This is a genomic window from Streptomyces phaeofaciens (assembly GCF_014648915.1).
GTDB classification, from domain to species: domain Bacteria; phylum Actinomycetota; class Actinomycetes; order Streptomycetales; family Streptomycetaceae; genus Streptomyces; species Streptomyces phaeofaciens.
This window is the reverse complement of record NZ_BMSA01000004.1, coordinates 12,335-39,161: the sequence shown is the minus strand read 5'-3', so window position 1 is coordinate 39,161 and position 26,827 is coordinate 12,335. Positions and strand designations below refer to the sequence as shown.

Here is a 26,827-nt window from a genome sequence, read left to right as displayed (position 1 = left end):
ATGACACCGGGTCCCGTGTCGCGGTGGCGGTCCCGGAGTTCGGCGACGGCCGGTTCGGGACGCTTCGCACCGGCGTGCCTCAACGAAGACCGTCGAGCACGGCCCCCTCCTCCGGTGCCGCACCGTGCCGATCCCCGGTCACCGCCCCCGGTTCTCCGCCCGGCGCAGCAGCAGTGGGTCGTGGGCGTTGACCAGCAGGAGGTCGGGGTCGGCGGTCCGCCACAGTTCGCTGAGGCGCTCGTGGTTGGCCTTCACCCGGGGCCGGTCGGCGGCGATGAAGTGTTCCATGAGGGTGAGCGCGCGGGGCGCGCCGCCCGTACCGTCGATCTGGCCGCGGTGGTAGAAGCTGTCTCCCACGTGGAGGATCCAGCCGTCGCCGGTGTCGACGGCGACGGCCGCGTGACCGCGGGTGTGGCCGGGCAGGCTGATCAGCACGATGCCGGGGGCGATGCCGTTCAGTTCCTCGGCGCCGGCGAACCCGCGCCACGATTCCCCCTGGTCCGGGGTGTGTTCGACGAGTACGGGCCCGTGGGCGCGGTGGCTCGGGAGGTACCGCCCCCGTTCGACCCTGCCCCGCGGATGCAGGGCGGCGAAGTTCTCGGCCGCCGTGAGGTGGACCCGGGCCCAGGGGAAGTCGGCGAGGCCACCGGTGTGATCGGCGTCGAAGTGGGTGAGCACGATGTGGCGGACGTCGTGGGGGTCGAACCCGAGCCGGGCGACCTGGCGGACGGCGGCCTCGTTCTCGTCGAAGACTGGCCGGACCAGGAACCGGGCCTCACCGAACCGGCCGCGGGGGTCGGCGGCGTCCTTCAGGCCGAGGCCGGAGTCGATGAGCACGAGTCCGTTGTCGGTCTCGACGAGGAGGACGTGGCAGACCAGTCCCTCGGGGGTCAGGACCGGGTGCATGGTGCCGCAGTTGAGGTGGTGGACCTTCACCCGAGTGCCTCCATGATCTCGGCCGTCGCGGCCGGGTCGCCGCCGATCAGACGCGGGTCGATCTCCTGGATCGGTCGGGTACCGTCCCAGTTGGCCGAGGCCGTCCTGATGATGTCGAAGACGAACCGCTTGGTGCCGCCGACGTCGGAGATCTCGATGACGGTACCGGGGTGATGCTCGGTCTCGAGGTAGGCGAACCGGCCGTCCTCTCCGCCGATGCGGCCCTCCTGCCCGACGGTGAAGCCGGCGGCGAGAGCCCTGTCGTAGAGCGCCTGGTAGTCGTCGGTCCAGTAGGCGATGTGCTGGACGCCTTCATGGCCTGCGGCGAGGAAGTCGCGGTACATGGACGGCTCGTCGTCGACCGGGCTGATGAGCTCGATCTGGATGTCGCCGCTGTTGGCGACGGCGACGTCCATGACCATGTCCGAGGGTTTGCCGCGGTAGGTGAAGTCGTCGGGCCTGACGCCCTTGAGGTGGAACCACGGGCCGATGCCGACGTCGACGAAGTTGCGCATCGACTCCTCGATGTCGCGGACGACGTACCCGATCTGGGCGATGCTGCCGAACATGTTGGCCCGGGTGCTCGGGGCGGGGGCGGGGCCGGTGTGGGCGTCGGCGAAGGAGAGCACGATCTTGCCGGTGGCGCCGTTCGAGCGGAGCCGGTCGGCGGCCTCCGGCGCGCGCTCGGGCGGGTAGACCGTGTCCGGCTCGGAGGTGATCCGGCCTTCGGCCACGGCGGGCAGGACCTCGTCGGCGAGAGCGTCGACGACGGCCGCGAGCTCGGCGCGGGTGCGGATGCTGAACGTGGTGCCGATGATCCGTTGCCGTCGGAAGGCGACCGTGTCGAGGTCGAGGCCGGTGGCGGACCCGCCCAGGCGCCCGATGCTGACGATCCGTCCCCCGATCGCGGTCGCGGCGGGAACCTTGGCGAAGAGCTCGCCGCCGACGTGGTCGAGCGTGATGGTGGCGCCGACGCCGTCGGTGGCGGTGAGGACGGCGGCGGTGAGGTCCTCGGTGCGGGTGTTGACCGTGACGTCCGCGCCGGCCTCGGTCAGCACGGCCCGTTTCTCCTCGCTCGTGGTGGTCGCGACGACCTTGCCGGCACCGAGCGCCTTGGCGAGCCGGATGCCGATCAGGCCGATCGCGCTGGTGCCGCCGATGACGAGGACGCTGTCGCCGGCGGTGAACCCGGCCTGGGTGACCAACGCGTCGTGCTCGGTGATCAGCCCGACGGGCAGGGCGGCGGCCCGCTCGAAGCCGAGCCCCTCGGGAATCGGTACGACGAGCCGCGGGTCGCACACCGCGTAGTCGGCGAAGGCGCCGGCGGTGATGCCCATGACCCGGGTTCCGGCGGGCAGGTGTGGTGCGAGCGGGCTGCCGGTCTCGACCACGCCGGCGACCTCCATGCCCGCGGTGAACTCCCCGTCGGCCTGGCCCGCGGCCCGGTAGGTGCCGTCGAGCGCGTAGAGGTCGGCACGGTTGAGGCCCGCGGCCATCACCTGGATGCGGAGGGCGCCGAGCCGGGTGGGCAGGTCGTGCTCGCGGAGCTCCCAGGCGCCGGTGCCGGTGCCGCCGATGAGTGCGCGCATGTCACTTCTCCTCGTACGCGGAAAGGAAGGGGGGCGGGGTGGTGCCGAGCAGCCGAGGGTCGGGGGCCTCGCCGGCCGTCGCGAGCAGTCCGAGCACGGCGCGGCCGAGCTTGATCAGGTCCCGCGGGTCGCGCTTGTCGAGCCCGCCGATGAGCTGCTTGAGGACCGTGAGCTGGTCGAAGTAGATCCGCTCGACGACGAGGTTCTCGTGCTCGTCGAAGATGAAGTACGCCGTCATCCGGGTGCGGTGCTTCGACCCGGTGGGCGGGATCCTGCCGAGCGGGCCGAGGTGGGTGCCGAGCAGCCAGAACTCGACGACGACGGCGTCCACGCTGTGCCGGAACGCGATGATCTCGTGGTCCTGGTCGGGGAAGGCGACACGGGTGTCGTGGTAGTACGCGCGGACCGCGCCGTCGCCGTCGTGGACGGTCATCGGGGCGATCAGCTCGTAGTGCGGGTGCGGGAACGTGGCGAGTGTGGCGTCCCAGTCCTGGCGGACCTCGTCGTGGAAGTGGTCGAGGACGAGTTTCTCGCGGGCTCGCAGGACGTTTTCGGGGGGAAGGGTGAAGCGGGACATCTCAGGCCTTCCGGTGAGTGAGGGACCCGTGGACGAAGGTGGGTCCGGTGCCTGGGTTGGTCCACGCCCCGGTGAGTTCGCTCGAGGGGAAGAACTGCGGGAACCGGGGGTCGGCCTGGCTGCGGTCGGCCAGGGTCTTCTCCAGGACGACGGAGTTGTACTGGTCGGCGGTGGTCTCGATCGTGTTGGCGTTGAGCACGACCTCCTGCTGCCAGCGTCGCGACCACTTCGCCAGGCCGGGCAGCGCGGAGTGCTCCGGCGTGAGCGCCTCGGCGGCGATGACGTTCTCGCTGGACACCCAGATACCGGTGGAGGTGTTGAGCACCAGGCTCTGGTTGCCGAAGACATGGCCCGGCGTCTTCACCACCGCCACACCGGGGCCGAGCACCACAGAGCCGTCGATCGGCAGGAACGCCTCGGGTGGCACGTCGGCGTAGGCGGCCGGCTGGTACCAGGGCCTCTGTAGCGGGTGCAGGTCGGCCATCGCCGCGAGCTCGTCGCGCTGGACGATCACCTTCGCGTTCGGGAAGGCGGCGCGGGGCTGCCCGCCGAGGTCCGCCTGCGGTGCCGTCGTTCCGATCCAGCGGCGGAGGTCCTGGGTGTGCAGATGGTCGAACATCAGATGGGTGACGTCCTCGGGCGCGATGCCGAGCCGGGCGAGGTGGCCCGGCACCGTGCCGTGCTCGCGGAGCATCCTCCGTTCGATCACGCCCGGTGTACGGGCCGACAGTGTGTCGAAGTACGGGGTGTAGCGGCCGAGTTCATGGTCGCTGGGCTCGAAGAGCAGCACGCGTCGGCCGCCGTCGGACTCGCGCCACCGGATCACGAGCATCCGGTTGGTGATGGACAGGAACGGCGCGAGCGCCTTCGACGCCCGGAAAAGCCCGAACCTGGTCGGATACGGCAGCGTGATCAGGTCGCAGGTCACCACGCTGTCCGGCGTCCCCGTGGTCGGGAACTCCCGGCGGAACGCTTCCCCTTGGGCGCGTGCGGCCCGCAACCGCGCGCCCGGCCCGTCGGCGACCTCGGACAGGTCGGTCAGCGTGTCGACCCGGTCGCCGACCGTCCGCAGGTCGGTGACCTCACCAGGACCCCAGGGAAAGCGCATCGCCACTCCTTTTACCCACGCCGTGGATTTACGTCCTGGACTATACCCACGCCGTGGATTTATGCAAGGATGGATCTCGTGAGCAACAGCGCAGCCCCCCGCCGAGGCCGGCCCCCCAAGGGCGCCGCCCAGCTGTCCAAGCACGCGATCGTCGAGGCGACGCTGAAGGTGATCGACGCCGACGGCATCGGCGCGGTGAGCATGCGCTCGGTGTCACGCGTCCTCGGAGTGGACGCGAAGAGCCTCTACAACCACGTGGAGGGCAAGGAAGACCTGCTCGACGCGGTGGCCGAGCGCCTGCTGGGCACCATCGGGCTGCCGCCCCTCACCGGTGACCCCGAGGCCGATCTGCGCGCGATCGCCCACGCCTTCAGGGAGCGAGCCCTCAGGCACCCCGAAGCCGCCCCGCTGGTCCTCACCCGTCAGCTCGCCTCGTTCGAGGGGCTCGCGCCGGTCGAGGCCGTCCTGGTCGCGCTGCGCGACGCCGGCTGCCCGACCTCGGAAGCCGTCCACCTCCTCCGGGCCTTCGTCGCCACGCTCATCGGCACCCTGCTCAGAGAGGTCAACGCCGGACCGACCTACGGCACGACCGACACCGCCGCGATCGCGCAGCGAGAGGCCGCGCTGACGAACAGCGGACTTCCCGCGGTCGCCGACGCCGCACAGCACCTGGCGCGATTCGACGCCGAGACCGAGTACGAGTTCACGATCGGCCTGGCCCTGGACGCCGTGGCGGCGCGACTCGCCAGGAGTCGATGAATCGATGTCGGCCGGCCCGGCAACCGCCCTCGTCGGGAGTCGACGAATCGACGTCGGCGGGCGGGATCAGCTGAACGAGCGGCGGTAGGCGTGCGGGCTGACGCCCGTCGTGCGCTTGAACCGGTCGCGGAACGCGGTGGGGGAGCCGAAGCCGACCTGAGAGGCGATGCGTTCGACGGGGTGGCGGGTGGTCTCCAGCAGGTGCTGCGCCTGGCGGACGCGGGCGCGGTGCAGCCACTGCAACGGCGTCGTGCCGGTCTGTTCGCGAAAGCGCCGGATCAGGGTGCGGGTGCTCGTCCCGGCGCGGGCGGCGATGTCGTCCAGGCTGAGGTCGAGGGCCAGGTTCTCCTGAAGCCAGCCGAGCAGCGGTTCGAGCACGGAACCCTGGGGGCGGGGCGGGTGGTCGTGGACGATGAACTGGGCCTGCCCGCCTTCCCGTTCCAGCGGCATCACGGACAGGCGGGCGGCGTCGGCGGCGACCGATGAGCCGTAGTCCCGGCGGATCATGTGCAGGCACAGGTCGAGTCCCGCGGCGGCGCCGGCCGAGGTGAGGATCTGGCCGTTGTCCACGTACAGGACGTCCGGGTCGACGTCGACGTCCGGGTGGGCGTCGGCCAGCGCGTCGGCCGCGATCCAGTGCGTGGTGGCCCGCAGGCCGTCGAGGAGCCCGGTGGCGGCGAGCGGGAACGTGCCCGCGCAGATGGAGGCGATGCGCGTACCCGCCGCTGCGGCGGCCCGCAGCGCGTCGCGGACGGCCGGGGAGAGCGGGGCCGTGGGGTCGGCCGTACCGGGCACGATGATCGTGTCGGCGGTGGCGAGTGCCTCCAGACCCCAGGGCGCGCGCAGGGTGAAGGCTCCCGCGTCGACCTCCGGCCGTTCCGCGCACACGCGGACCTGATACCCCGGGCGCCCGTCCGGCAGCCGGGTGCGGGAGAACACCTCGATCGGCGTGGACAGATCGAACGGGATCACCTGGTCCAGGGCGAGTACGGCGATGCTGTGCATGGCCAGAACCTACCCTGCCGCTGGGCCGCGCGGCAGCGCTCGGTGCGCGCGGACGGCTTCTGTAGAGCAGCTCATGCCCGTATCTCCGCCCCTCCCCATCTCTGTCACTTTTCCGTTGGAAGGTGTCACTCCCGCCACTGGGAGGCGCGGACGGAGCCCGCATAGCGTTCGGGAGTGTTCCCGGCCCGGACCCGGGCCGGATCCCGCCGCACCCCCGAGGAAGCAACCGTGCACGTTCAGATCGTCCTGTTCGACGGCTTCGACCCGCTCGACGTCGTCGCCCCCTACGAGGTGCTGTACGCGGGCGGTGTCGCCTCCGACGGCGCGGTGACCGTGGAACTGGTCTCGGCCGAGGGGCCCCGTGAGGTGGTCAGCGGCACCCGAGGGCTGGCGTTGCGCGCCACCGCCGCCCTGGATCCCGGACGCCCGGGCTGCGTGCTCGTGCCCGGTGCCTCGGGACGCGTCGGCGAACCGGGCGAGGACCCCGAGGCGGACGCGGGGTCCGGTGCGGGGCACCAGGACGAGTTCATCGCCGTACTGCTCGGCCGTACCCTCACCACCGCCCTGCCCGAGCTGCTGAGGACGGCGATGGCGGATCCGGAGGTCACGGTGGCCACGGTGTGCGGCGGTTCGCTCGTCCTGGCCATGGCCGGGCTGCTGGAGGGACGCCACGCGACCACCCACCACCTCGGCGCGGACCTGCTGGACGCGACCGGTGTCCACGCGGTGAACGCCCGCGTCGTGGACGACGGCGACCTGGTCACCGGTGCCTCGGTCACCTCAGGGCTCGACCTCGGCCTGTACCTCTTGGAACGCGAGGTGGGTCCCCGCGTCGCGCACGCGGTCGAGGAGCTCTTCGCCCATGAGCGCCGTGGCACAGTCTGGCGCGCCGAGGGACCGGCGCCCGTCTCCTTCTGACCGGCCGACTGGCCGGCCGACCGGCTGACCGAATTGCTCACTGACCGACTGACCGACTGACCGACTGACCGACTGGCCGACTGACCGACTGAGCGACCGACCGACCGGCCGTGGCCACGGTCGTCACCGGCGAGCGCCGCCGCGTCGCCCGGCCCGAGCCCGCCACCGGGGCGTGACCGTGGTTCGCCACCGGGGCGTGACCGTGGTTCGCCGTAGGTGGTGAAGCCCGGCCGGCATCGGCCTCCGGGGCCTTCCCGGGCGCACCGCCCGCCCCGCATGAGAGTGTGGGAAGGCCGCGCGGCCGCCTCGTGGAGGTGCGGAGATGGCACAGCTGCTGTCGCTCAATGTGGGTCTGCCCAAGGACGTGGCCTGGCGTGATGCCAAGGTGCACACGGGTGTGTGGAAGGCTCCGGTGTCCGGTCCCCGACGGGTGCGACGCCTCAACATCGACGGGGACGGGCAGGGCGACCTGGCCGGTCACGGTGGCGAGATGCGGGCCGTCCTCGTCTACCAGCTCGATTCCTACCGTCACTGGCAGGAGTACCTGGGCCGCGACGATCTCGTCCACGGCATCTTCGGGGAGAACTTCACCGTCGACGGGCTCACCGACGACGAGGTCTGCGTCGGGGACCGCTACCGCATCGGTACCGCGCTCTTCGAGGTCACGCAGCCCCGGGTGACCTGCTACCGCGTCGGGCTGCGCCTGGGGGAGCCGCGTATGCCCGCCCTGCTGGTGACCCACGGCCGGCCGGGCTTCTACCTGCGCGTGCTCACCGAGGGAGTGGTCGAGGCCGGGCAGGAGATCGTCAAGGTCGCCGACGGACCCGGCCGGATGACGGTCGCGGAGGTCGACGCCCTGCTCTACCGTCCGCCGCACCCCGCCGACCGGATCGAACGGGCCCTGCGCGTCACGGCGCTCAGCCCGGGCTGGCAGCAGTCCTTCCGCGCTCTCCTCGACCAGGTCCGCAGCGGGAACGGCCGGCAGACCGCGAACGCGGGCCTGAGCCCGGTCTCGGCCGTTCCGCCCGCGTGGCAGGGCTTCAGACCGCTCCAGGTGCGCCGCGTCGTGGAGGAGACGCCCCGCATCCGGTCCTTCTGGCTGGCCGACCCCGACCGGGCTCCGCTGCCCGCGGCGCGTCCCGGCCAGTACCTCACCCTCCGCCTCCCCGACCTGGCCGGCGCGCCCGGGGCGGTGCGCGCCTACTCGCTCTCCGGGCGGCCCGGTGCGGACTGCTACCGGATCAGCGTCAAGCAGGAGGAGCGGGGGACGGCCAGCAGGTGGCTGCACACCGGCGTCCGGGTCGGCGACAGCCTCCAAGCTGCCGCACCGCGCGGGGATTTCACCCTTCACCAGGGCACCGGGCCCGTCGTGCTGGCCTCCGCGGGCGTGGGAGTGACCCCGGTGCTCGCCATGCTCCACGCGCTGGCCGACACCGGTTCGGCCCGGGAGATCTGGTGGCTCCACGCCGCCCGCAACGGGCGTCTGCACGCCTTCGCGCGGGAAGCCCGCGGCCTGCTCGCGCAACTGCCCGACGGCCGCGTCCGCGTCTTCTACAGCCGCCCGGAGCCGGCGGACCGCCTCGGCACCGACTACACGGACGGCGGCAGGCCGACGGCCGACACCATCGCCGGACTCGGCGTCCCCCAGGACGCGGACGTCTACCTGTGCGGGCCTGACGGGTTCCTGCACGAGATCACCGACGCCCTGCTGCGACAGGGCATCGACCCGCGGCGCGTCCACACCGAGATCTTCGGATCCGGCCCGGCTCTCACCCCCGGTCTCGTGCCCACCGGGCACCGCGCGCCGCACGCACCGCCCGGCCCGGCGGGCTCCGGCCCGGCGGTGCGCTTCGCCCGGACCGGGTTGAGCGTCGTCTGGAACAGTGCGTACGGGAGCCTGCTGGAGCTGGCCGAGGCCTGCGACGTACCGGTGCGCTGGTCGTGCCGCACGGGGGTGTGCCGCACCTGCGAAACCGCGCTGATCGACGGCAGCGTCAGCTACACCACGGATCCGGTCGAGCGGACGCCGCCCGGCACGGCCCTGATCTGCTGCGCGCGGCCCGAGCAGGACACCACGCTGGATCTCTGAACCCTCGACCCCGAGGGCACCTCCGGCGGGCCGCCGACCTCGTAGCCCTATTCTTCGGCTGATCACGACACGGGCGGCCGCAGGGCCAAGACGGGGGAAGCACATGACATATCGGCGTGCGGTGATACCGGCACTGGTCGGAGGCGGGCTGATCACGCTGTTGCTGTGGTGGGCCGGGGCGAGCCTGCAAGCACTGGAACTGCGCGGCACCACCAGTGTGTTCGACGTGCAGTCCGTGAGTGAACTCCGGCGATGGCTCGCACCCTGGTCGTACGACTCCGCCACGGCGCTGACGCCCGACGGTTCCGCGGGCGGGGGCACGGCGTCGAGCGACGCCACCCGGTACGCCGATCTGTACAGCACCGGGATGCAGATCAGATTCGTGGCAGTCTTCGTGTGCTTCCTGGCCGGCGCGCTGCTGCTGGTCCGCAGGATGCCGCCGACGCGGGGCCGTACGCCGGCCGCACTGCTCGCGCTGTGGGCCTGGGGCCCGGTGGCCGGAACGCTGGCCGTGACGGTCTCCGCACCGTGGCTGATCGCATCCGGGGGGCGCGGCAGCTATCGGGTCCTGCCGCAGCTGGCGGGTGTGATCGCGTCTAGCGGCCCGGTCGTGGTGTTCGCGGCGCTGGTGACCTCCCTGGTCACGGTGTTCGTCGCGCGGGTCGCCGCGAAGGACGCCGACCCGCTGCCCCGGCAGGAGGTGCCGCCGCGTGCTGCCCGTCTGGCCGCGAGTGTCGGGACGGCGGTGATCGCGGTGTCGCTGGTGATCCTTTCCTACCAATCGGTGGCGGCCTGGATCCAGACCTCCTTCGGCGGCGGAGGACTGCTGTCCGAGCCCGGCGACCTGCTGCGCCAGTGGCTGCTGCTCGGCGTCTGGACGGACCCGGCGTCCGCTCCGCTCGGCGACTGGCTGCTGTACCGAGCCGCCGACCTGCTCGTGCTGGCCGTGGTGTGGTGGGCGCTGCGGCTGCTGCCCGGCCTGCTCACCCGGATCACGGTGCCGGCGATGGCGGTGGGCGCCGTCTGCGCGACCGTGCTGGGACTGTTGGCGAGCCAGGTGCTGCACATGGCGATCGACGACACGGTCGGTGTGTGGGGGCCCGTGTACCTGTTCTCCAAGCTCGGCAACGGCGTCCCGGCCGCCCTCACCTTCGGCGTCGCGGCGGGGACGGCGGCCCTCGCCGCACTGCGGCTGTCCGGGGTCCGCGACACGGCCGTGTCCACCGGTGAGGGAGCGGACAGTACGCCTCGCTAGCCCCGCGGCGGCGGCTCACAGTCCTGCGGCGGCACCCCGCCGCACGGTGGCCCGCCGCGCACGGCCGGCCGGGAATTTCTCTGACGGTCCGTGAAGTCACTGTAAGATCAGCCGACTTGTGAGACGGATGCGTTGGTCTGGGGTAGCGGCGCCGGAGAGCGGCGCGCGTGCCGTCTCGGGTACTCGGGGAGGGTCCAGTTGGCTCGTCATGCAGGTGCGCGTCGCAGTCTTGTCGCCGCCACGGCGGTCGTATCCATGGCACTGGCCGTCGGTCCGGCCTCCTGGCCCGCTTCCGCCGACGGCGGGACGTTCGGCACGACCACGATCCCCGCCACCCTGCGCGTCACACCCGGCTCCGGCTCGGTGGTGAGTGTCGGGCCCTCCGGGTTCCTGCACACCGCCACCACCACGAACGGTCCCTCCGGACTGGAGTGGACGGGCGTGGACGGCTCGACCCGAAAGCTCGCGGGCACGCAGGCCTACGACCCGGTCGAGCACTACGGAACGGCGTCGGACGTCGTGGCCCTGCCGCCCAGCGGGGGCACGGGCGATGTGGTGCTGCGGAACATGGCCACCGACGAGACCACCACCGTCACCGTCCCGGCCGGGCAGAAGTACAGCAGAACGATCGGGACCACCGTGGTGACCGAGGGCGGAGCCGGTGCCGACGGTCGGCGGACGGAGTTCCATCTGCTGACCCATGAGGACGGGACCACGGTGGACCGCCGCGTGGCCGGCCTCCCGGAGGGGTCCTACGTCATCGATCTCGTACGGGCCGGCGTCCATGGGTTTCTCGCGAACCTGAACGTCCCCGGCGAAGACGTCGGACAGTACGCCTGGATCGACCTGCGCACCGCACAGGCCACGTTTCTGCCGTACGGCACGGTGTACGGGAATTCCGTGGTGACCGCTCATCACCTGGTCACCCCACAGGCCGGTGGCGTCCGGATCTATGAGCAGGGCCGGTTCGACGCGCCCGTGCGCGAGGTCCAGGTCAGCCTCAGGGACGCGAAGGTGCTCGGTGTCGTCGGCGACTCGTTGATCGTGGGCCGGTACGACTCCTCGCTCGGCCGCAAGGAGTACCAGGCGTCCGTCTGGCGGGTCGTGGCCGTCCCCTTCGACGGGTCCGGCGAGCGGACGCTGCTCGCCCGTGCCGTGGCCGACCGTGTCGCCGTCCGGCCGGACGGCGGCGTTCAGATCGTCGGCGGCCGGTCCGCGGAGGACTACGGCTACCAGGACATCACCGCCGGCGCCGACGCCGTACCGTACGCGACGCGTGTCCTGCGCATCCTGCCGGTGCCGATGCAGCTCCAGCGGCTGACGCTGGATCACGGCACGGTCCGCACCCTGGAGTACGGCGACGGAGCCACCGTCGCGTACGAGCGCTCGCTCGCCGAAGCCGCGCCGGGGTACGGCGAGCGGGTGCGGTTCGGCAGCCTGCCGGCGCCCTACGGCAAGTGCAGTGTCCCCTACGGGCTCTGCCCCGAGCTGTACGCCACCGGGGACGGCCGGACCGTCTACCGCGGGGCGGTGAGCGCGGACGGCGGTTGGCGGCCCGAGCTGTTCGTCGTGGGCAAGGGCGAGTCGTTCCCCGGCACACCGGTCGAGACAGGCCTCCAGGACTCCTTCGACAGCTCCGCGGACCAGACGCGGATCGTGGGAGCATCCGGGAACCTGGTGCTGCTCGACGGGACGCCCGCGGGCGGTGGCCGGGAACTGCGGGTCGTCGATCTCGACACCGGCAGGATCCTGCACAAGGAGCCGTACCGGACGGGCTCCCTGTGGGGGACCACCGTGTGGTCCTCGGGCACGGGCGGCACGGTGACGGCCAAGGACGCGCGCACCGGGACCTCACTGACCACCTTCACGGTGAACGCCGGGTGCTCCTCGATGGTCGAGCTCCAGGCTGTCGGCAGGTGGCTCTACTGGAAGTGCAACGTCAGCACCGCTCCGTACGCCGCGGGCGTCTACGACCTCCAGTCCAGGAAGAGCATTCCGCTGCCCTCCACCGGTGAGGCCCATCTCGGCGACGGTGTCGTCGCCGTCCGGAGCGAGCGAGGGCTGGGTGTCTACGGTCTGCGGACGGGGACGGCCGTCCAGCAGTGGGCGACCGACACCGCGGGGCTCGTCGCACTCGACCCGCGCGACGGCGACCTCGCGTACGCCACCCCGGACCAGGCCGTCCACGTCCTGACCTACGGGCGACCCGAAGCGCCCCTCGTCTCCCCCTACCGGAACGTCACCGCGGGGGCGGAGACGGACGCGACCCCGGTCTCCTGGCGCGGCGAGTGGTGGCTGTCCGAGCCGGTGGCTTCCTGGAAGACGGAGATACGCGACAGGGCGACGGGCCGCGTGGTGGCCACGCGCGGCGGCGGACCGGCCGAGTACTCGATCGCGACCACATGGGACGGCCGTGACACGACGGGCGGACTGCTTCCCGACGGCTCGTACACCTGGACGCTGACGGCGGTGCCGGCGGACGGGCAGGGCGCGGCGCTCAGCCAGTCCGGCACGGTCCGGCTGACCGGTGGCACGGCGGTGCGGCGCGACCACGTCGGCGGCTCGTCGCTGCCCGACGGCGTCGGCGACCTCCTGACCCTGAACTCCTCCGGATCTCTCACCTTCCACCAGGGGGACGGGGCAGGGAAATTCTCCGGGAAGGTGACGGGGAGCGGCTGGCCGACCTCGGCCCGCGCCGTGCCGTTCGGCGACCTCGGCGGCGACCGCTGCAACGACGTCCTGATCCGGCTGACCACCGGCGCCCTGCGGCTGTACCGGCCGGCCTGCGGGGCGGCGCTGAAGCCGTCGACGCCGTACACCACCCTCGCGAGCAGCGGCTGGACCCAGTACGACGTCCTGACCGCACCCGGCGACGTGACCCGGGACGGCCGCCCGGACCTGATCGCTCGCAACGCCTCCACCGGCGCGGTCTACCTCTACAAGGGCACCGGCACCGGCAAGCTCTCCTCCCGGGTGAAGCTCTTCGACAACGGGAAGAGCTACAAGAAGATCGTCGGCGCCGGGGACCTGAACGGCGACGGCATCGGCGACCTGCTCCTCCAGGACAAGGCCGACAACCTGTACCGCCTGAACGGCACCGGCAAGGGCACCTTCAGCTCCCGGGTGAAGATCGCCGCCAACTGGGGCGGCTCGTACAACGCGGTCGTCGGCGTCGGGGACATCACCGCCGACGGCAAGGCCGACCTGGTCGCCCGGGACACCGCGGGAGACCTGTACCGCCAGAACGGCACCGGCAAGGGGACGTTCGGCTCCCGCACGAAGATCGCGAGCGGCTGGGCCGGGTACAAGGGCGTCTTCTAGCGGGCTGCGGCGCGCGGGTCACGGTGCCCGGTGGGCCTCGGCGTCGGGCGCCCTCCGGGTCGCCGTGGGCGGAGGTTTCACCTGACGGTGAAGTGGGCCGCCTCGGTCTTCAGGGTCGTGGTGCCGTCGTTCGCGGTGGCCAGGACGGCGATGTGCCAGACACCTCGCGGGGACGACTCGGCATCGGAACCGGTGACCTCGGTGGTGTAGGTGCAGCGCACGGTTTCCTTCCCGGAGGGCTCGCAGACGGCCGACTCCGTCGCGGCCATGTCCTTCGCGGTCAGTCCCTTCTCGGCGAAGGCCGAGTTCTCCGGCCACGCCAGCACCTTCACGCTCTTGACGCCGGAGGAGGCCGTGACGTCGGTGACGAAGGTCAAGGAGCCGTCGCGGGCGCCGTCGGGAGCGGTGTAGCGGGCGGCGCTGTCCGCCAGCGCCGGAGGCTGCTCCCCGGCGTGGGCGAGAGCGAAGGCGCCGGCACCACCGAGGACGACGACACCTGCGGCCACGGACAGAGCGATACGACGGGACATGGGATTCTCCGTAACTGACTCAACTGACTCAACTGACTCAACTGATTCGACTGACTGAACCGACTGAACTGATTCGACCGACTGAACCGACTCGGGCCGGCGTGACTCGCCTGCGCCGCTGAAGCGATACTCGCCGCTCAAGGGTTCGCCGGACCTGAGCGCGGCTACTCAACTCGGCCTGAGTAGGACCACCGGAGAAGGTGCCCGCAGGGGCACCGCCCAGGGGCCGACACGACACCGATCGGGGCCGTCCACCCCGCCGGGGGTGTCACGGAGCGGCGGATGATCTCGGTCGGCGCAGGGCCCGCCGGGCCGGATGACGTGCCGCCGCCACCTCGGGGGCGTAGCGTCGCTCCATGGGCGGGCCGGACGCGTGGGCGGTGCACGGCGGGCCCCGTGGAAACGGCCTGCCAGGGCGTGTCCCGGTGTGCGTGGAGGTGTCCGGTGACGAGCGCGGGTGACCCCGCCGGCGACGACCATCCGCTGGACGCCGCCCTCGCGGGCGCGGTCCGACGCACCGGCGCCTCCGTGGGAGCCCTGTACCTGCTCACCCCCGACGCCCGGCTGCTGCGTCTGTCCGTGCTCTGCGGAGCGTCCGCCGAACTTGCCGCGCCGTGGACCAGGGTGCCGGTGACCGGCCCCGCGCCGGTGGCCGAGGCGGTGCGTGAGGACCGTCTCGTATGGGTGGCGAGCCACGAGGAGCTGGCGCGCGCCTATCCGCGCAGCGCGATGGCGTTGCCGTATCCGCTCGCCCTGGCCGCCGCGCCGGTGACCGGCATCCGGCGGTGGGGCACGCTGCTGCTGATCTGGCCGGCCGCCGACCGCCCGTCGCGCATGACAGGGCGCGAGCGGGCCGACATGACGTCCGGCTGCCGTCGGCTGGCCCGCGTACTGGAGGAGACCGGCGAGCCGGGTGGCGCCCCGGAGCAGCCCGACGGGCAGCCGCGCGTGGTGTCCGTCGCGACCGGCAGTCGGTCCGCGGGCCCGGCCTCGGCCGCCGAGGACTTCGCCGAACGCCTGCCGGGCGGCAGCTGCGCCCTCGACCTGGAAGGCCGTTTCACCTATCTCAGCTCGGGGGCCTGCGATCTCCTGGGCCGCGACGCGGACCAGCTCCTGGGCACCCTGCCCTGGCAGTCCCTGCGCTGGCTGGACGACCCGACCTACGAGGACCGCTACCGGGCCGCCGTGATCGGCCGACGGCCCGTCGTGTTCACCGCGTGCCGCCCCGTTGGCCAGTGGCTCGACTTCCACCTCTACCCGGACTCCAGCGGCATCAGCGTCCGTATCGTCCGCATCGGCGCCGAGGAACCGGCATTTCCGGACCCGCACCCCTCCGCGCGGACCGCCGGCGGAACCGCTCGCGCGGGCAGGCTCTACCAACTCGTGCACCTCGCGTCCGGGCTGACCGAAGTCGTCGGGGTCCAGGACGTCATCGATCTGGTCGCCGAACAGATCATGCCCGCCTTCGGAGCGCAGGGCCTGGTCCTGTCCGCCGCCGACGCCGGCCGGCTGCGGATCACCGGCTACCGCGGCTACAGCCCGCAGACCATCGAACGCCTGGACGGCCTGCCCCTGGACACCGGGCTCACTCCCGCGGGACGGACCCTCAGCAGCGGCATGCCCGCCTTCTTCGCCGACCCCGAGGAAATGGCACGGATCTACCCCGAGGCCCCCCGCATCAGCGGCAAGCAGGCCTGGGCGTTCCTGCCGCTGATCGTCTCCGGCCGACCCGTCGGCTGCTGCATCCTCTCCTACGACCACCCCCACACGTTCACCGCCGAGGACCGGGCCGTCCTGACCTCCCTCGCCGGACTCATCGCCCACGCCCTGGACCGCGCCCGTCTCTACGACGCCAAACGCGACCTCGCCCACAGCCTCCAGCAGGCCCTGCTCCCGCGCACCCTGCCCGCGGTCTCCGGCCTGCGGGTGGCCGCGCGCTATCTGCCCGCCACCCACGGCATGGACATCGGCGGCGACTTCTACGACCTGATCCCGCTCGGCGACAGGGCCGTCGCGGCCGTCATCGGAGACGTCCAGGGCCACAACGCCGCCGCGGCCGCCCTCATGGGCCAGGCCCGTACGGCCGTCCACGCCCACACAGCCCTCGGCCCCGATCCGGGCCAGGTTCTCTCCGCGACCAACCGGCTGCTCAGCGACATCGGCCCCGACCTGTTCACGAGCTGCCTGTACGCCCATGTCGACCTGGCCCGCGGGCACGCCGCACTGGCCAGCGCCGGCCACCCCCCGCCCCTGCTGCGACAGCACGGCACCAGCCGTCCCCTCGACATCACCCCCGGACCGCTCCTGGGAATCGACCCGGAGGCGGACTTCCCCGTGACCGAGCTCCCGCTGACCGCGGGCCTCACCCTCGCCTTCTACACCGACGGTCTCGTCGAGACACCCGGCGTGGATCTCGAGGACGCGATCGCCGACCTCGCCGCGCACCTGGCCCGTGCCGACACACAGGAACCCGGTCCGCTCATCGACCACTTGCTCAGCGGCTCCCCGGCAGCCGGCCGGCGCGCCGACGACATCGCCCTCCTCGTCTGGCAGTACGTGCCGGACGAGGCCGGGGCGCACGGCGCCCGCTGAGCCTTTGCCGAGCGAAACGCATCTGACCGGCCAGGTCACACGGAAAGGAGTACGAGACCCTCGTCCGACTGCGACCCGCTGCCCGGGCCCGGGCAGTACGGCAGAAACGGTCCCACCCGTCCTGGGAGGTGTCATGCACCACCGGACCAACCCGAGGAGCGGCACCGGCTCCCTTCGCAGGCCCGTCGTCCTCCGACGCACCGTGTCCATCCGTGTGCTCCTCAGCCGGCACGAGGCGCTTCAGATCGGCGTCTGCTTCGTCTACGACCCCGCCGACCCGCTCGCCGTGCGCATGGACTTCCCCGGCGCACCCGACCGTGTCGAGCCCTGGATGTTCTCGCGGGATCTGCTGTACGCCGGCCTGCGCGAGCCGTCCGGTGACGGTGACGTACGGGTCTGGCCGCCCTGCCGCTGCCACGGCGTCGGCACCGTCCGCATCCTGCTGCGGAGCAGCTTCGCGGCGGCCGTGCTGTTCGTACCGGCCGACGAGCTGCGTGACTGGCTGGACGAGACGTTCGCGTCGGTGCCGGCGGGGGAGGAATCCGCCCACCTGGGCTGGGAGGAGGCCCTGGAGCGTCTGCTGGGTCCTGAGCGGCCGTGATCCGGTGATCGTCGCGGGACTCCTGGCCCGGTGCGGCGCCACGCCGAGGAGCACCTCAGCGTCTGTCTGAAGGCGCGGTCAGGCGGGCTGCCACAGCTCGACCCGATTGCCCTCGGGATCGGTGACCCAGCCGAATCGACCGACCCCCTCCATGTCCTGCGTCTGCTCGGCCACGTCCGCTCCCTTGGCGCGCAACTGCGCGAGCATCGCGTCCAGGTCGCGGACCCGGAAGTTGAGCATGGTCTGCTGCGTGCGGGATCCGAAGTAGTCGGTATCGGACTCGAACGCCGCGAACACCGTCGGCCCGGCTTCCTGACCCCACAGGCCGTGCTCATCGGCGTCCAGGCCCAGGCAGTCGCGATACCAGGCACTCAGGGCCACCGGGTCCGCGGCTCGCATGAAATACCCACCGATTCCCTGCACACGTTCCATGCCGCCATCCTGCCGCCGGTGCCGGTGATCCGGTAGCCCCAGGTGGGTGGCCTGGGGCTTACCTGCTGCCCATGACGGCGGAATGCGGGCGGGCCGGTGCGTGGGGTCGTCGTCCGTGTGCTGATTCGCGTACCGCGCGCGGCTTGCGGGAGCGGCCTGCGGGCCCGGGCGCTCAGCCCGCGACCTGATCCGACACGGGTCGGACCAGCTCCGGCTCCGGCTCCGGCTGTGGATCCGGCTCCGGCCGCGGTTCCGGTGCCGCGGACTTCGGTTCCCACTGGGCGAGGGTGCGTACGTAGCCGTAGATCACCGAAGCCATCGCCAGCAGGAGCAGCGGTCCGAACAGCCACGGGTGTTCGGCCATCTCCAGCGGCAGCCAGCGGTAGGACACCAAGAGCGTGGCGAAGACCACCGAGCCGTAGGCGACCAGCTGGATCGCCGATCGGTCCCACCCGCGGTCGTGCGCCCGCAGAGCCGCCTCGATGGTGAGCGTGAACACCACGCCGGCGATCAGATCCGCGCCGTAGTGGTAGCCGAATCCCAGCGTCGCGGTGAGCGTGGCGATCAGCCAGAAGGTGCCCGCGAAGCGCAGGAACCGCGAGCCCCGCCGGGAATGGATGAAGATCGCGGTGGCCCAGGCCGTGTGCAGGCTGGGCATACAGTTCCGCGGGGTGATCCCGTCGAACGGCATGTGGTGCGGGGTACCGATCGGCGGCGGCGTGTTCGGCCACAGGTCGGCCACCGCCCACTGCGCGCTGGACCACGTGTCCGACCACAGGCTGACCGACGCCCAGTGGTCGGTGCCGATGCTGTAGGCGAAGACCGGTCCGACCACCGGGTAGATCATGTAGATGCCGGGCCCCAGGAGGCCGATCACCAGGAAGGTGCGCACCAGATGGTGGCCCGGAAAGCGGCGCTCGACGGCCACATGGCGCAGCTGATAGAGCGCGACGACGACCGCGGCCAGCGCGAGCTGACCGTAGACGAGGTCGAGAAAGTTGAAGCCGATCGGGCCGGTGGCGGTGACGAGCCGGCCCACCAGCCACGACGGGTTGCCCAGCGCGTGATCGGCGGTCGCCACGTACTGGTCGAGCACCTGAGGGCGGGCCTTCGAGGTGACGAGCAGCCAGGTGTCACCGGTCTTGCGGCCGATCACCAGCAGCAGGCCCAGCCCGACGCCTTTCAGCAGCAAAATGCGTTCCGGGCCGGTACGACGGGTCACGGCGATGACCGCATAGCCCAGAGTCACCCACAAGGCGCCGTTCCCGAAAGGGTTGCCGCCGTTCGCCTCGGCGTCGATCGCCCATCGGAACACCACGAGGGCGATGTCGATACCGATCGCGGTACCGAGCGCGATGAACCGTTGCCGCCAGGTGAGAACCACCATCATCAGCGACATACCGGCGTAATACAGGAATCCCGATTTGGGAGGGAATATCACCTCCCGGGCCTGTATGGTGATCGGCCCCTGTAGGCCGTAGTGACGTGCGGTGATCTCCAGCGCGATGAGGAATGCGAAGGCCGTGGCGCCCGCCACGGCCCAGAGTCTCGCCCGCGGCTGACGCCACATGGGGAGCTGGATTATTCGGTTTATTCGCGGACGTATCCGCGGTGGTGTAGATCTCAATTTTCGGCCGATTTGGTAGATGTTTGTCAGGGGTCAGGGGACTTGTTACTTCCGGTTGGTTCCCCTTCTCCCTCGCGCAGATCATCCCCCGACGTGGGAAGACGGAATTATTACAGTCCGGGTTCCGGCGTCGTTCATGGCGTGGCAAGTGAGGCGTCGCCGGTTCGTTCCTTCGGGCTCGGCGGCACGGCGGCCCTCGCCCCCGCACGCATCCGACTGTCGGCGCACGACAGCGCAACCACCGGCGGCCCTCGCCGGTCTAGCCGATGTGACACGCCATGAGGCCTCGCCGTAAGGGACCGGCGAGCCCGGCGATCGGGAAAGGGCTCTCCATGCGAATCCGCGCTTGTGCCGCCGTCGTATCGTGCGCGACCGTCCTCTCCACCGCGATGATCCCGGCCACCGCCCAGGCGGCGAACGGGGCGGCGACCGGTCAGACGGTGTTCTCGGACGTCGTCGTCGACGGCGGCAAGGACATCGTGCTCGGGCTCTCCACCCGGAGGACCGTCACCATCACCTGGAAGGCCGCCGACCCCGACGGCCTTGCCGCCTCGTGGGCCTACCTGTGGCACGGCCCCAACACCGACGACGCGGACGGCATCCTGCCGCTGTACCCGCCGAGAGGAACGTGCGCGGTCCCGTCCGCCGGCGGCGCCTCCACGTGCAAGGTGAGCTTCGAGGTGGACAGCAGACGCGACTTCGACGACAACGCCCTCGCCGGCACCTGGAACGTACTCGCCGAGGCCCAGGACGCCGGGGACGACTGGACGGCGGTCGACATCGCCGGCACGGCCCACATCAAGCGGGCCGCCAAGGTGACGGTGAACGCCTCACCCGAGCCGGTACGCAAGGGCCGGACCATCACGGTCACCGGCAGCCTCACCCGCGCCGACTGGAAGCAGCGCACCTACACCGGCTACCAGGGACGAAGCGTCAAGCTCCAGTTCCGCAAGAAGGGCAGCACCACCTACACCACCCTGAAGACCGTCACCAGCGGCAGCGGCGGCCGGCTGAAGACCACCGTCAAGGCCGCCACGGACGGCTACTTCCGCTTCGTCTTCGCCGGCTCCACCACCACGGGCCCCGCCACGGCCGCCGGCGACTTCGTCGACGTCGGATGACATGGCCGCGGTGGCCGGACGGGCGGGGCGCACTGCCGCCGTCCGGCCGGCCGCGGTCAAGGGGTCCGCAGGTCGTGCGTGCGTCGGCGAGTCGACAGCACCTCCGTCTCCGTCACGGTGCGGACCGCAGCGGCGGGGCCTGCCACGTCATCCCCGGTGGCTGGAGCAGGGGCGAGGGCTCGGGCCCGGGGTCGGCGGTGTCGACGACTCCGGCGGCCGAGTGGTCGAAATCGGCGGGCCAGCGGGTGTGCTCGCTGGCCAGGGCGCCGGTCAGGCGTGCTTCGGCAAGGTCGGCGGTGCTCAGGTCGGTGCCGCGCAGGTCGGCCAGGCGCAGATCGGCGCGGTGGAAACCCGCACCGTGGGCGGCGGCCTTGCGCAGGTTCGCCTCGCGCAGGTCGGTCCCGGTGAAGTCGGCGTCACGCAAGTCGGTCTCGACCAGCTTCGCGCCCCGTAGGTCGGCCAGGGTGCAGCGCGCCCGGCGGAGAATCGCCGTCGTGAGGTCGGCGTGCCGCAGGTTGACCGCGACCAGGGACGCCTGGGTCAGATTGGCGTGGTAGAGGCCTGCCGCCTCCATGCAGGCGCGGTCGAAGTTGACCTCGGGGAACCACAGTCCGTCGCAGTCGGCCCGGCGCAGGTCGGTGACGCTGAGATTGACCCAGGACTGCTCCCGGTCCCGGCACAGCACGCCGAGCGCGGTCAGCGCCACCTGGGCGTCGGCCGCGCGGGTCTCCAGGGGCGCGATGTCGTTGATGGGCACGTCCGCCGACGGCGATTCCGGCCCGGCGGGTGGCCAGGGCAGGTGTGTCCGCAGATACGCGGCCTGGAGGGAGATGATGGCCTCCCGGTCACGGGCGGACTGCTCCGCGATCCGCCACAGCGCGTGCAGGCCGCCGATGCGCACATCCAGCTTGTCGCTGCCTAGTTGGTCGACCGCCCGGCTGAACCGGTCGGTGACGTAGCCCTCCTGGGTGGCACGCAACCCGTCCTGACTCACCCGCAGTTGCCGCCACGTGGCGTACGCGCCGAAGGCCACGACCAGACCGCCGACCACCTGCAGCAGCGTCGTACGGACATCGTTCACCGCTTTGAGCCGATCCTGCGCGGCGACGCTCGCCCCGGCGAGATCGTGGTCGACGACCACACCCGGCAGGACGACGAACATCGCGCCCAGAAGGATCAACGCCGCCACCCCGCCCAGCACAGCCGCCGCACGACGTCCCGCCGGCCCGTCGCGCCACGCACCCCGCCGGTGGCCCGGTTCCCCCGTCTCCATGGGCATGAGAGCGTAGGCGCCGCCCAGAAAACGATCAAGGGGGCGGCTCGCCACCCCGGGGCAGAGGAACGGCCGTACGGCTCCCGGAACGCGCCGGGGCCCGTACACGTCGGTACGGGCCCCGGCGGCCCCGACGGCGCCGCCGGTCAGAAGTTGCCGTAGTTGACCTGCCAGGTCGGCAGGCCCATGCGGCGCCATACGGCGACGACGCGGTCGCGGTCGTCGAGGGAGACCCGTACCGCGAAGCGGTGGCGTACATGCCGGTCGAAGAGTTCGGCCTTCACCACGTCGTCGCGGCGGCCGTCACCGGCGGCGCGCATCCACAGTTCGTCGTACGGGACTTCGTGCGTGCGCAGCCATGATTCCGTGCGGGCGCGGTGCTCCTCACCGCGGCCGGAGAGCAGGACGACGACATCGCCGTCGGCGCTCCGGAAGGAGCGCAGTGCCCCGCGCACCGACACGTTGAGGAGGTCCTCCTCGCAGCGGGTGAAGTCGAAGGGGCCCCGGTCGCCCCGGAGGGCGAGCGTGCCGTCGATGTCGCACATCACCGCCGAGGGGAGCGCCGGGTCGGCGGTGTACGGCTCGACGGGGGGCGCGTCGTTGAACCACTCCGCGGTGAGCCGCCAGCCGCCACTCCTGGCCTTCGCGTGCTTGTCGGCGAGGATCCGGATGATCTCCTCGCCGACCGCCCCGTCCCGCTGGGCGTCGCGTCGTATGCACTCCTCCAGCGGTACGTCGGTGAAGTCGTGCACGACGAAGGTGGCCTGCCCCGCCACCGCTGCCTTCAGCCGCTTCGGTATGTGCGGTGTCATGTGGGTGTTGTCCACGACGACGTCGAAACCGTCGTCGACGGCCGCCCGCACCGCCGCGTCCTGGATCGCCAGCACGGTCTGCTCGTGTGCGTACCCTCGGCGCTCGGGTGCCGGGATGTCGAGCATCGCCCGCAGGTCGTCGAGGTTGACACGACGCATCCGGCCGTCGGACTCCGCCTGCAGCTTGCGTGCGGCGGTCGTCTTTCCCGAGGCCGGAAGCCCCGTCATGACGTGTACGACAGGCACGGTCAGTTCTCCTCGTCGGTCTTGAACGGGTCGGCCGCTTCCGGCCGGATGGAACGGTACGTCACGAGCTCGGTCTCTCGCCCGTCCAGGCGCAGGAACATGGCGGGGCGCAGGGCCGGGTCGGGCAGCTCCTTCGCGGCGCGGGCGAAGGCCGCCCGGTCGCCGACGAGAGGCGCCAGGGACCGGTAGGCCGCGTCGATCGCCTGCTCGCGGTCGCCCATCTGCTTCTCGATTCCCGCGATGACGCCCCGCACCCAGGCGTCGAACTCGTCGGGCACCTGCTCCAGCAGCGCGTCCAGGGGCCTGCCCCCGGACGCCTCGATGTCCTCGGCCGAGCAGCCCAGTGCCTGGCCCACCTGCTTGGCGGGCAGGTGCGCGAACCGCTGGATGCCGTGACCGCGCCAGATGTCCCGTTCGGTCACGCCGGTGAGCACCTTGTGGAGCCGGACGTATTCGGCGAGCTTGGCCTTGGCCCGGACGCCCGAGGCGAAGCGCAGCACGAATCCCTCGGCGTCGGTGCCGGTGGCCGCCCGGCCGCCGGGGAGCCGGTTGGCGTCGGCCATGGCCAGCAGGTCGGCGAGCGGCATGGCGGGCCACACGGTGACGACCGATCCGATGCCCTCCCAGTGGGTCGCGGCCTCGGTCAGGGCGACTTCCGTGCCGTCCTTGGCGAACGCGGCCAGCAGCACCAGATCACGGCGCTCCCCGTAGTCGACGACGATCCGGTTCTCCGGGTACAGGATCTCGGCGAGGTAGGTCACCCCGGGAACGAGGCGGGACGTGTCCTGCCCGTCGAGCAGCCGCTGCGCCCAGGTGGCCTGGGTGCTGATGAACGAACCCTTGGACGCGACGCGCCACCGGTCGGCGTAGTGGAAGACCACGGCCAGGCTGCCGTCGACCTTGTCGTACACCTCGAACGGCTCGTCCGGGAGGACCGGCGCGTAGGGCTGACCGGCTTCGTGTTCACCGACGTTGAAGAACTTCGGCAGTGGAAGCGCGACGATCTCACCGGTGCCGTCGTCGACCACGAGGCCGCGGCAGCGGGTGGTCACCACGTTCCACACCCGCTCGTACTGGCATGTCCTCGTGTACGTGTAGATGGACAGCGGCAGCTCCGGGTGCGCCTTGCGCGTGACGTGTCCCGCTTCGATCGCTGCCGTCAGTTCCTGCTGCGGCAGCAGCTCATGAAGAGTCAGGTGGGCCTGGCTCATGTGTTCCTCCCCTTGCCGGCCTCCGATTGTCACGTGCCGGGAGGGCAGGTGACCAGTGATTTTGGTGCTGCCACGGGAGCGAGGGGAACGGGTCACAGCGTGCGCAGGGCCCCGCCGACCCGCCCCCGGCGGGGGCCTGCGCGAAGTCCTCCGTGGCACCATGCCCCCTCAAGCATCACGTCCAGGGGGGACACGCCATGCACACCCGCGCCACCATCGCCACCGCGGCCGTACTCCTCGCCGCGCTCACCGCCTGCTCCTCGTCCGGCGACGACGCCCCGGCCGCGAACGACTCGGGAAGGCCCGCCGCCGAACCCACCGTCAGCGTCCCCGCCGGGCACGAGGGCGACGACCTCGAGGCCGCCGTCGCCGTGTACACGGCCGCCTACTTCGCCGGCGACGCGGACACCGCGTACGGCATGCTGTCCGCGCGCTGCGCGAAGGAGATCACCGAGGACGCGTACGCCGGTGTCGTGGAGCGGGCGGCGGCCGACTACGGCGAGGACCATCCGTTGAGTGACGTGCGCGCCGAAGTGTCCGGCACGACCGGCCGCGCCGACTACAAGGTGACGGGGCTGCCGAAGTTCGACCGGCAGGCGCAGCCGTGGGTGTTGGAGGACGGCGCCTGGAAGTACGACGACTGCTGACGGGGCGGGCCGGGTCGGGGCGGTGGGGGCGGTGGGGGCGACGCCGTACCGTCCCGGAAAGCCGTCGCGAAGCAACCGCACTCGTACGTCTGCGCCGCCCCTGCTGGACTTCGCGTGCTCGGGGCCGCACGGTTGATGAAGCGATCACCGATTCGCCCGACCCGGCAGCACCTCACCACCACACCCCTCGCGGAGATCCTCATGAACCATGTCGCGGACCCGACGCGCTACGACGGCGCCATGCACTACCGACGGACCGGACGCTCCGGGCTCGATCTGCCCGTGCTGTCCCTGGGCTACTGGCACAATTTCGGCGACGACATGCCGTTCGAGGCGCAGCGGCAGATCGCTCTGCGTGCCTTCGATCTCGGTATCACCCATCATGATCTGGCCAACAACTACGGACCGCCCTACGGATCGGCCGAGATCAACTTCGGCAGGATCATGCGGCAGGATCTGGCGCCCTACCGGGACGAGCTGATCGTCTCCACCAAGGCCGGCTGGGACATGTGGCCCGGCCCCTACGGGCAGGGCGGCGGCTCGCGCAAGTACATGCTCGCCTCCCTCGACCAGTCCCTGCGGCGCATGGGCCTCGACTACGTCGACATCTTCTACTCCCACCGCCTGGACGCCTCCACCCCGCTGGAGGAGACCATGACGGCACTGGACACCGCCGTACGGCAGGGCAAGGCCCTCTACGTCGGCATCTCCTCCTACGACGCCGAACGCTCGCGCCGGGCCGCGGCGATCCTCCGGGACCTCGGCACCCCGCTGCTGATCCACCAGCCGTCCTACAACATGCTCAACCGGTGGATCGAGACCGAGGGTCTGCTCGACGCCGCCGGCGAGGAGGGATTCGGCGTCATCGGATTCACCGCCCTCGCCCAGGGCCTGCTCACCAGCCGCTACCTCGACGGCGTGCCCGAGGGGTCCCGCGCCACCCAGGACAAGTCGTTCGACACGGGCTGGCTCAACGAGGACACCCTGCGGCGCCTGCGGGCCCTGAACGACATCGCCGCCCGCCGGGACCAGACCCTCGCCCAGCTGGCCCTCGCCTGGGCCCTGCGCGACCGGCGCGTCACCTCCCTGGTCGTCGGAGCCTCGCGGGTCGAGCAGTTGGAGCAGAACGTCGCCGCCCTGGACAACCTCGCCTTCACCGACGACGAACTCGCCGAGATCGACAAGTACGCCGTCGTCGAGGACGGCGTCGACCTGTGGCGGCAGGCCCGCACCGGCGACATCGGCTGACCGCCCTCCGCCGTGAGCCGGGCACGAGCCGAAGTCATCAGGGTGTCGGGAGCGGCCACGGGGCCGTCGCGAAGTCCGTGCCGCTGCGCGGGAATGGGCGGGGGCTCTCGGCGGTTACCCAGGTGAATTGATCATTCCGCCCTGTGGTGTCGCAACGGCGACCCGGCTCACGGCAAGAGGAGCGAAGCGTGAACACAGACACCCGACGTGCCTGCTCTGGTCCGAAGCTGAGGCGTGTGCAGATTCCGGGCACCGTGGCGACGCCCCGCTGGAGAGCGTCGCGGCCGGCCGGCGTGCCGCGGACGAGCGACGGCGCGGCAGCGTGCGGCCGGGTGCCGGACGGGGACACGGCGGCCGGCTAGCGGGCAAGCGCCGCCGGGTCGGCCATGCCGCCTCGGACGTGACGTCGGCCGTGCGGCCGGAAGGCGTCGTCCACCGGGCGTCCCACCAGGGAGAGCGCCTTTCGGTCGGGGTGTGTCTCCCGGTGGTCGGGCTGGAGAGCGGGACGGCCGCCCGGCCGTCCCGCGCAGCACTCCAGGGAGCTACCACCATGTCCGCCACCACGCCTTCGGCCTGGCTCGTCACCGGCGCGACCTCCGGCTTCGGCCGGCTCGTCGCCGAGCGCGCCCTCGCCCTCGGTGCCCAGGTGATCGCCGTCGGCCGCCGCCGCGACCGGCTGGCCGAGCTCGCCGTCCTGCGGGCCGCCCGAGGCGGTCGGCGACCCCGAGGCCGTGGCGGACGCGATCATGGCGGTCGCGGCGCTGGAGGAGCCGCCGCTGCGCCTGGCCGTCGGGGCCGACGCGATCGAGAGCATTCGCGCCTCGCTCCGCTCCCGCCTGGCCGAGCTCGACCGATGGGAGTCCTTCCCGCGTGTACCGGTCGGCGAAGGCGTCTGACCGCGCCTGATCCGTTCCGGGACCTCGGCGGGCC

23 protein-coding genes are annotated in these 26,827 nt (G+C 71.7%); 11 read left to right on the top strand and 12 right to left on the bottom strand.

Features of this window, described 5'->3' with window-relative positions; all coding sequences use genetic code 11:
• Positions 1–138: 138 nt before the first annotated feature.
• From IE275_RS10015 to IE275_RS09995, 4 genes are read right to left on the bottom strand one after another with little or no spacing between them, the layout of a single operon-like run.
• Entirely contained in the window at positions 139–936 is a 798-nt protein-coding gene (locus IE275_RS10015) for an MBL fold metallo-hydrolase (protein ID WP_189709946.1), read from the bottom strand.
• On the bottom strand, positions 933–2,525 hold the full coding sequence (locus IE275_RS45850; RefSeq protein ID WP_229870176.1) for a zinc-binding dehydrogenase: 1,593 nt from the start codon (positions 2,523–2,525) through the stop codon (positions 933–935). The genes IE275_RS10015 and IE275_RS45850 overlap by 4 nt, the downstream gene beginning before the upstream one ends.
• A 1-nt stretch (position 2,526) precedes the next feature.
• Positions 2,527–3,102, bottom strand: coding sequence for an ester cyclase (locus tag IE275_RS10000; protein ID WP_189709944.1), 576 nt, complete (start codon positions 3,100–3,102; stop codon positions 2,527–2,529).
• A gap of 1 nt (position 3,103) precedes the next feature.
• A complete protein-coding gene (locus IE275_RS09995; RefSeq protein ID WP_189709942.1) occupies positions 3,104–4,210 on the bottom strand; it encodes an MBL fold metallo-hydrolase in 1,107 nt (368 codons plus the stop codon).
• Positions 4,211–4,288: 78 nt separating this feature from the next.
• Here IE275_RS09995 and IE275_RS09990 point away from each other — a divergent pair, with 78 nt between their 5' ends.
• Complete coding sequence (locus IE275_RS09990) at positions 4,289–4,969, top strand: TetR/AcrR family transcriptional regulator C-terminal domain-containing protein (RefSeq protein ID WP_229870175.1); 681 nt, start codon at positions 4,289–4,291, stop codon at positions 4,967–4,969.
• Between the two features lie 66 nt (positions 4,970–5,035).
• Here the strand turns inward: IE275_RS09990 and IE275_RS09985 are convergent, their stop codons facing one another.
• Positions 5,036–5,974: a GlxA family transcriptional regulator gene (locus tag IE275_RS09985; RefSeq protein WP_189709938.1), complete on the bottom strand. Its 939-nt coding sequence runs from the start codon at positions 5,972–5,974 to the stop codon at positions 5,036–5,038.
• Positions 5,975–6,202: 228 nt separating this feature from the next.
• Here IE275_RS09985 and IE275_RS09980 point away from each other — a divergent pair, with 228 nt between their 5' ends.
• The 4 genes from IE275_RS09980 (at position 6,203) to IE275_RS09965 (ending at position 13,557) form a co-directional block, all read left to right on the top strand.
• A complete protein-coding gene (locus IE275_RS09980) occupies positions 6,203–6,892 on the top strand; it encodes a DJ-1/PfpI family protein (RefSeq protein WP_189709936.1) in 690 nt (229 codons plus the stop codon).
• Between the two features lie 322 nt (positions 6,893–7,214).
• Complete coding sequence (locus tag IE275_RS09975) at positions 7,215–8,981, top strand: MOSC and FAD-binding oxidoreductase domain-containing protein (protein WP_189709934.1); 1,767 nt, start codon at positions 7,215–7,217, stop codon at positions 8,979–8,981.
• A gap of 103 nt (positions 8,982–9,084) precedes the next feature.
• Positions 9,085–10,236 (top strand): hypothetical protein, encoded by a 1,152-nt coding sequence (locus IE275_RS09970; protein ID WP_189709932.1) that lies wholly within the window; start codon positions 9,085–9,087, stop codon positions 10,234–10,236.
• Positions 10,237–10,491: 255 nt separating this feature from the next.
• Positions 10,492–13,557, top strand: coding sequence for an FG-GAP-like repeat-containing protein (locus IE275_RS09965; RefSeq protein ID WP_189709930.1), 3,066 nt, complete (start codon positions 10,492–10,494; stop codon positions 13,555–13,557).
• 77 nt (positions 13,558–13,634) lie between these two features.
• Here the strand turns inward: IE275_RS09965 and IE275_RS09960 are convergent, their stop codons facing one another.
• Complete coding sequence (locus IE275_RS09960) at positions 13,635–14,087, bottom strand: DUF5707 domain-containing protein (protein ID WP_189709928.1); 453 nt, start codon at positions 14,085–14,087, stop codon at positions 13,635–13,637.
• Between the two features lie 444 nt (positions 14,088–14,531).
• Here IE275_RS09960 and IE275_RS09955 point away from each other — a divergent pair, with 444 nt between their 5' ends.
• Both IE275_RS09955 and IE275_RS09950 read left to right on the top strand, forming a co-directional pair.
• Positions 14,532–16,679, top strand: coding sequence for a SpoIIE family protein phosphatase (locus IE275_RS09955; protein ID WP_229870174.1), 2,148 nt, complete (start codon positions 14,532–14,534; stop codon positions 16,677–16,679).
• A 133-nt stretch (positions 16,680–16,812) separates the two neighbouring features.
• Positions 16,813–17,280 (top strand): SsgA family sporulation/cell division regulator, encoded by a 468-nt coding sequence (locus tag IE275_RS09950; protein WP_189709924.1) that lies wholly within the window; start codon positions 16,813–16,815, stop codon positions 17,278–17,280.
• 78 nt (positions 17,281–17,358) lie between these two features.
• On the opposite strand, the gene IE275_RS09945 is transcribed toward IE275_RS09950, so the two are convergent.
• Both IE275_RS09945 and IE275_RS09940 read right to left on the bottom strand, forming a co-directional pair.
• Complete coding sequence (locus IE275_RS09945; protein WP_189709922.1) at positions 17,359–17,712, bottom strand: VOC family protein; 354 nt, start codon at positions 17,710–17,712, stop codon at positions 17,359–17,361.
• A 172-nt stretch (positions 17,713–17,884) separates the two neighbouring features.
• Positions 17,885–19,282: a DUF5933 domain-containing protein gene (locus tag IE275_RS09940; RefSeq protein ID WP_189709920.1), complete on the bottom strand. Its 1,398-nt coding sequence runs from the start codon at positions 19,280–19,282 to the stop codon at positions 17,885–17,887.
• A gap of 389 nt (positions 19,283–19,671) precedes the next feature.
• On the opposite strand from IE275_RS09940, the gene IE275_RS09935 reads away from it, so the two are divergent.
• Positions 19,672–20,460 (top strand): hypothetical protein, encoded by a 789-nt coding sequence (locus IE275_RS09935; protein ID WP_189709918.1) that lies wholly within the window; start codon positions 19,672–19,674, stop codon positions 20,458–20,460.
• Positions 20,461–20,572: 112 nt separating this feature from the next.
• Here the strand turns inward: IE275_RS09935 and IE275_RS09930 are convergent, their stop codons facing one another.
• The 3 genes from IE275_RS09930 to IE275_RS09920 all read right to left on the bottom strand — a co-directional run bounded on the left by IE275_RS09930 (position 20,573) and on the right by IE275_RS09920 (position 24,002).
• Positions 20,573–21,640 (bottom strand): pentapeptide repeat-containing protein, encoded by a 1,068-nt coding sequence (locus tag IE275_RS09930; protein WP_229870202.1) that lies wholly within the window; start codon positions 21,638–21,640, stop codon positions 20,573–20,575.
• A gap of 239 nt (positions 21,641–21,879) precedes the next feature.
• The gene (locus IE275_RS09925; protein ID WP_189709916.1) at positions 21,880–22,791 is read right to left on the bottom strand and encodes a phosphatase domain-containing protein; all 912 of its coding nucleotides are present in this window, start codon (positions 22,789–22,791) and stop codon (positions 21,880–21,882) included.
• Positions 22,792–22,793: 2 nt separating this feature from the next.
• Positions 22,794–24,002, bottom strand: a complete 1,209-nt coding sequence (locus tag IE275_RS09920; protein WP_189709914.1) for a T4 RnlA family RNA ligase — start codon at positions 24,000–24,002, stop codon at positions 22,794–22,796.
• 197 nt (positions 24,003–24,199) lie between these two features.
• Between IE275_RS09920 and IE275_RS09915 the strand changes: the two genes are divergently transcribed.
• Positions 24,200–24,649 carry a hypothetical protein gene (locus tag IE275_RS09915; RefSeq protein ID WP_189709912.1) on the top strand — a complete coding sequence of 150 codons (450 nt, stop codon included), beginning with the start codon at positions 24,200–24,202 and terminating at the stop codon, positions 24,647–24,649.
• Between the two features lie 201 nt (positions 24,650–24,850).
• Entirely contained in the window at positions 24,851–25,897 is a 1,047-nt protein-coding gene (mgrA, locus tag IE275_RS09910; RefSeq protein WP_189709910.1) for an L-glyceraldehyde 3-phosphate reductase, read from the top strand.
• 358 nt (positions 25,898–26,255) lie between these two features.
• Here mgrA and IE275_RS46790 read toward each other — a convergent pair whose 3' ends face one another.
• On the bottom strand, positions 26,256–26,645 hold the full coding sequence (locus IE275_RS46790) for a hypothetical protein (protein WP_189709908.1): 390 nt from the start codon (positions 26,643–26,645) through the stop codon (positions 26,256–26,258).
• Here IE275_RS46790 and IE275_RS09900 point away from each other — a divergent pair.
• On the top strand, positions 26,629–26,793 hold the full coding sequence (locus IE275_RS09900; RefSeq protein WP_189709906.1) for a hypothetical protein: 165 nt from the start codon (positions 26,629–26,631) through the stop codon (positions 26,791–26,793). The genes IE275_RS46790 and IE275_RS09900 overlap by 17 nt on opposite strands.
• Positions 26,794–26,827 lie beyond the last annotated feature (34 nt).

Bases quoted from the DNA above. Each gene is read 5' to 3' on its own strand.
- IE275_RS45850 (WP_229870176.1), bottom strand. From the start codon at position 2,525: ATGCGCGCACTCATCGGCGGCACCGGCACCGGCGCCTGGGAGCTCCGC.
- IE275_RS10000 (WP_189709944.1), bottom strand. From the start codon at position 3,102: ATGTCCCGCTTCACCCTTCCCCCCGAAAACGTCCTGCGAGCCCGCGAG.
- IE275_RS09995 (WP_189709942.1), bottom strand. From the start codon at position 4,210: ATGCGCTTTCCCTGGGGTCCTGGTGAGGTCACCGACCTGCGGACGGTC.
- IE275_RS09985 (WP_189709938.1), bottom strand. From the start codon at position 5,974: ATGCACAGCATCGCCGTACTCGCCCTGGACCAGGTGATCCCGTTCGAT.
- IE275_RS09975 (WP_189709934.1), top strand. From the start codon at position 7,215: ATGGCACAGCTGCTGTCGCTCAATGTGGGTCTGCCCAAGGACGTGGCC.
- IE275_RS09970 (WP_189709932.1), top strand. From the start codon at position 9,085: ATGACATATCGGCGTGCGGTGATACCGGCACTGGTCGGAGGCGGGCTG.
- IE275_RS09965 (WP_189709930.1), top strand. From the start codon at position 10,492: ATGGCACTGGCCGTCGGTCCGGCCTCCTGGCCCGCTTCCGCCGACGGC.
- IE275_RS09960 (WP_189709928.1), bottom strand. From the start codon at position 14,087: ATGTCCCGTCGTATCGCTCTGTCCGTGGCCGCAGGTGTCGTCGTCCTC.
- IE275_RS09950 (WP_189709924.1), top strand. From the start codon at position 16,813: ATGCACCACCGGACCAACCCGAGGAGCGGCACCGGCTCCCTTCGCAGG.
- IE275_RS09945 (WP_189709922.1), bottom strand. From the start codon at position 17,712: ATGGAACGTGTGCAGGGAATCGGTGGGTATTTCATGCGAGCCGCGGAC.
- IE275_RS09940 (WP_189709920.1), bottom strand. From the start codon at position 19,282: ATGTGGCGTCAGCCGCGGGCGAGACTCTGGGCCGTGGCGGGCGCCACG.
- IE275_RS09935 (WP_189709918.1), top strand. From the start codon at position 19,672: ATGCGAATCCGCGCTTGTGCCGCCGTCGTATCGTGCGCGACCGTCCTC.
- IE275_RS09920 (WP_189709914.1), bottom strand. From the start codon at position 24,002: ATGAGCCAGGCCCACCTGACTCTTCATGAGCTGCTGCCGCAGCAGGAA.
- IE275_RS09915 (WP_189709912.1), top strand. From the start codon at position 24,200: ATGCACACCCGCGCCACCATCGCCACCGCGGCCGTACTCCTCGCCGCG.
- mgrA (WP_189709910.1), top strand. From the start codon at position 24,851: ATGAACCATGTCGCGGACCCGACGCGCTACGACGGCGCCATGCACTAC.
- IE275_RS46790 (WP_189709908.1), bottom strand. From the start codon at position 26,645: ATGATCGCGTCCGCCACGGCCTCGGGGTCGCCGACCGCCTCGGGCGGC.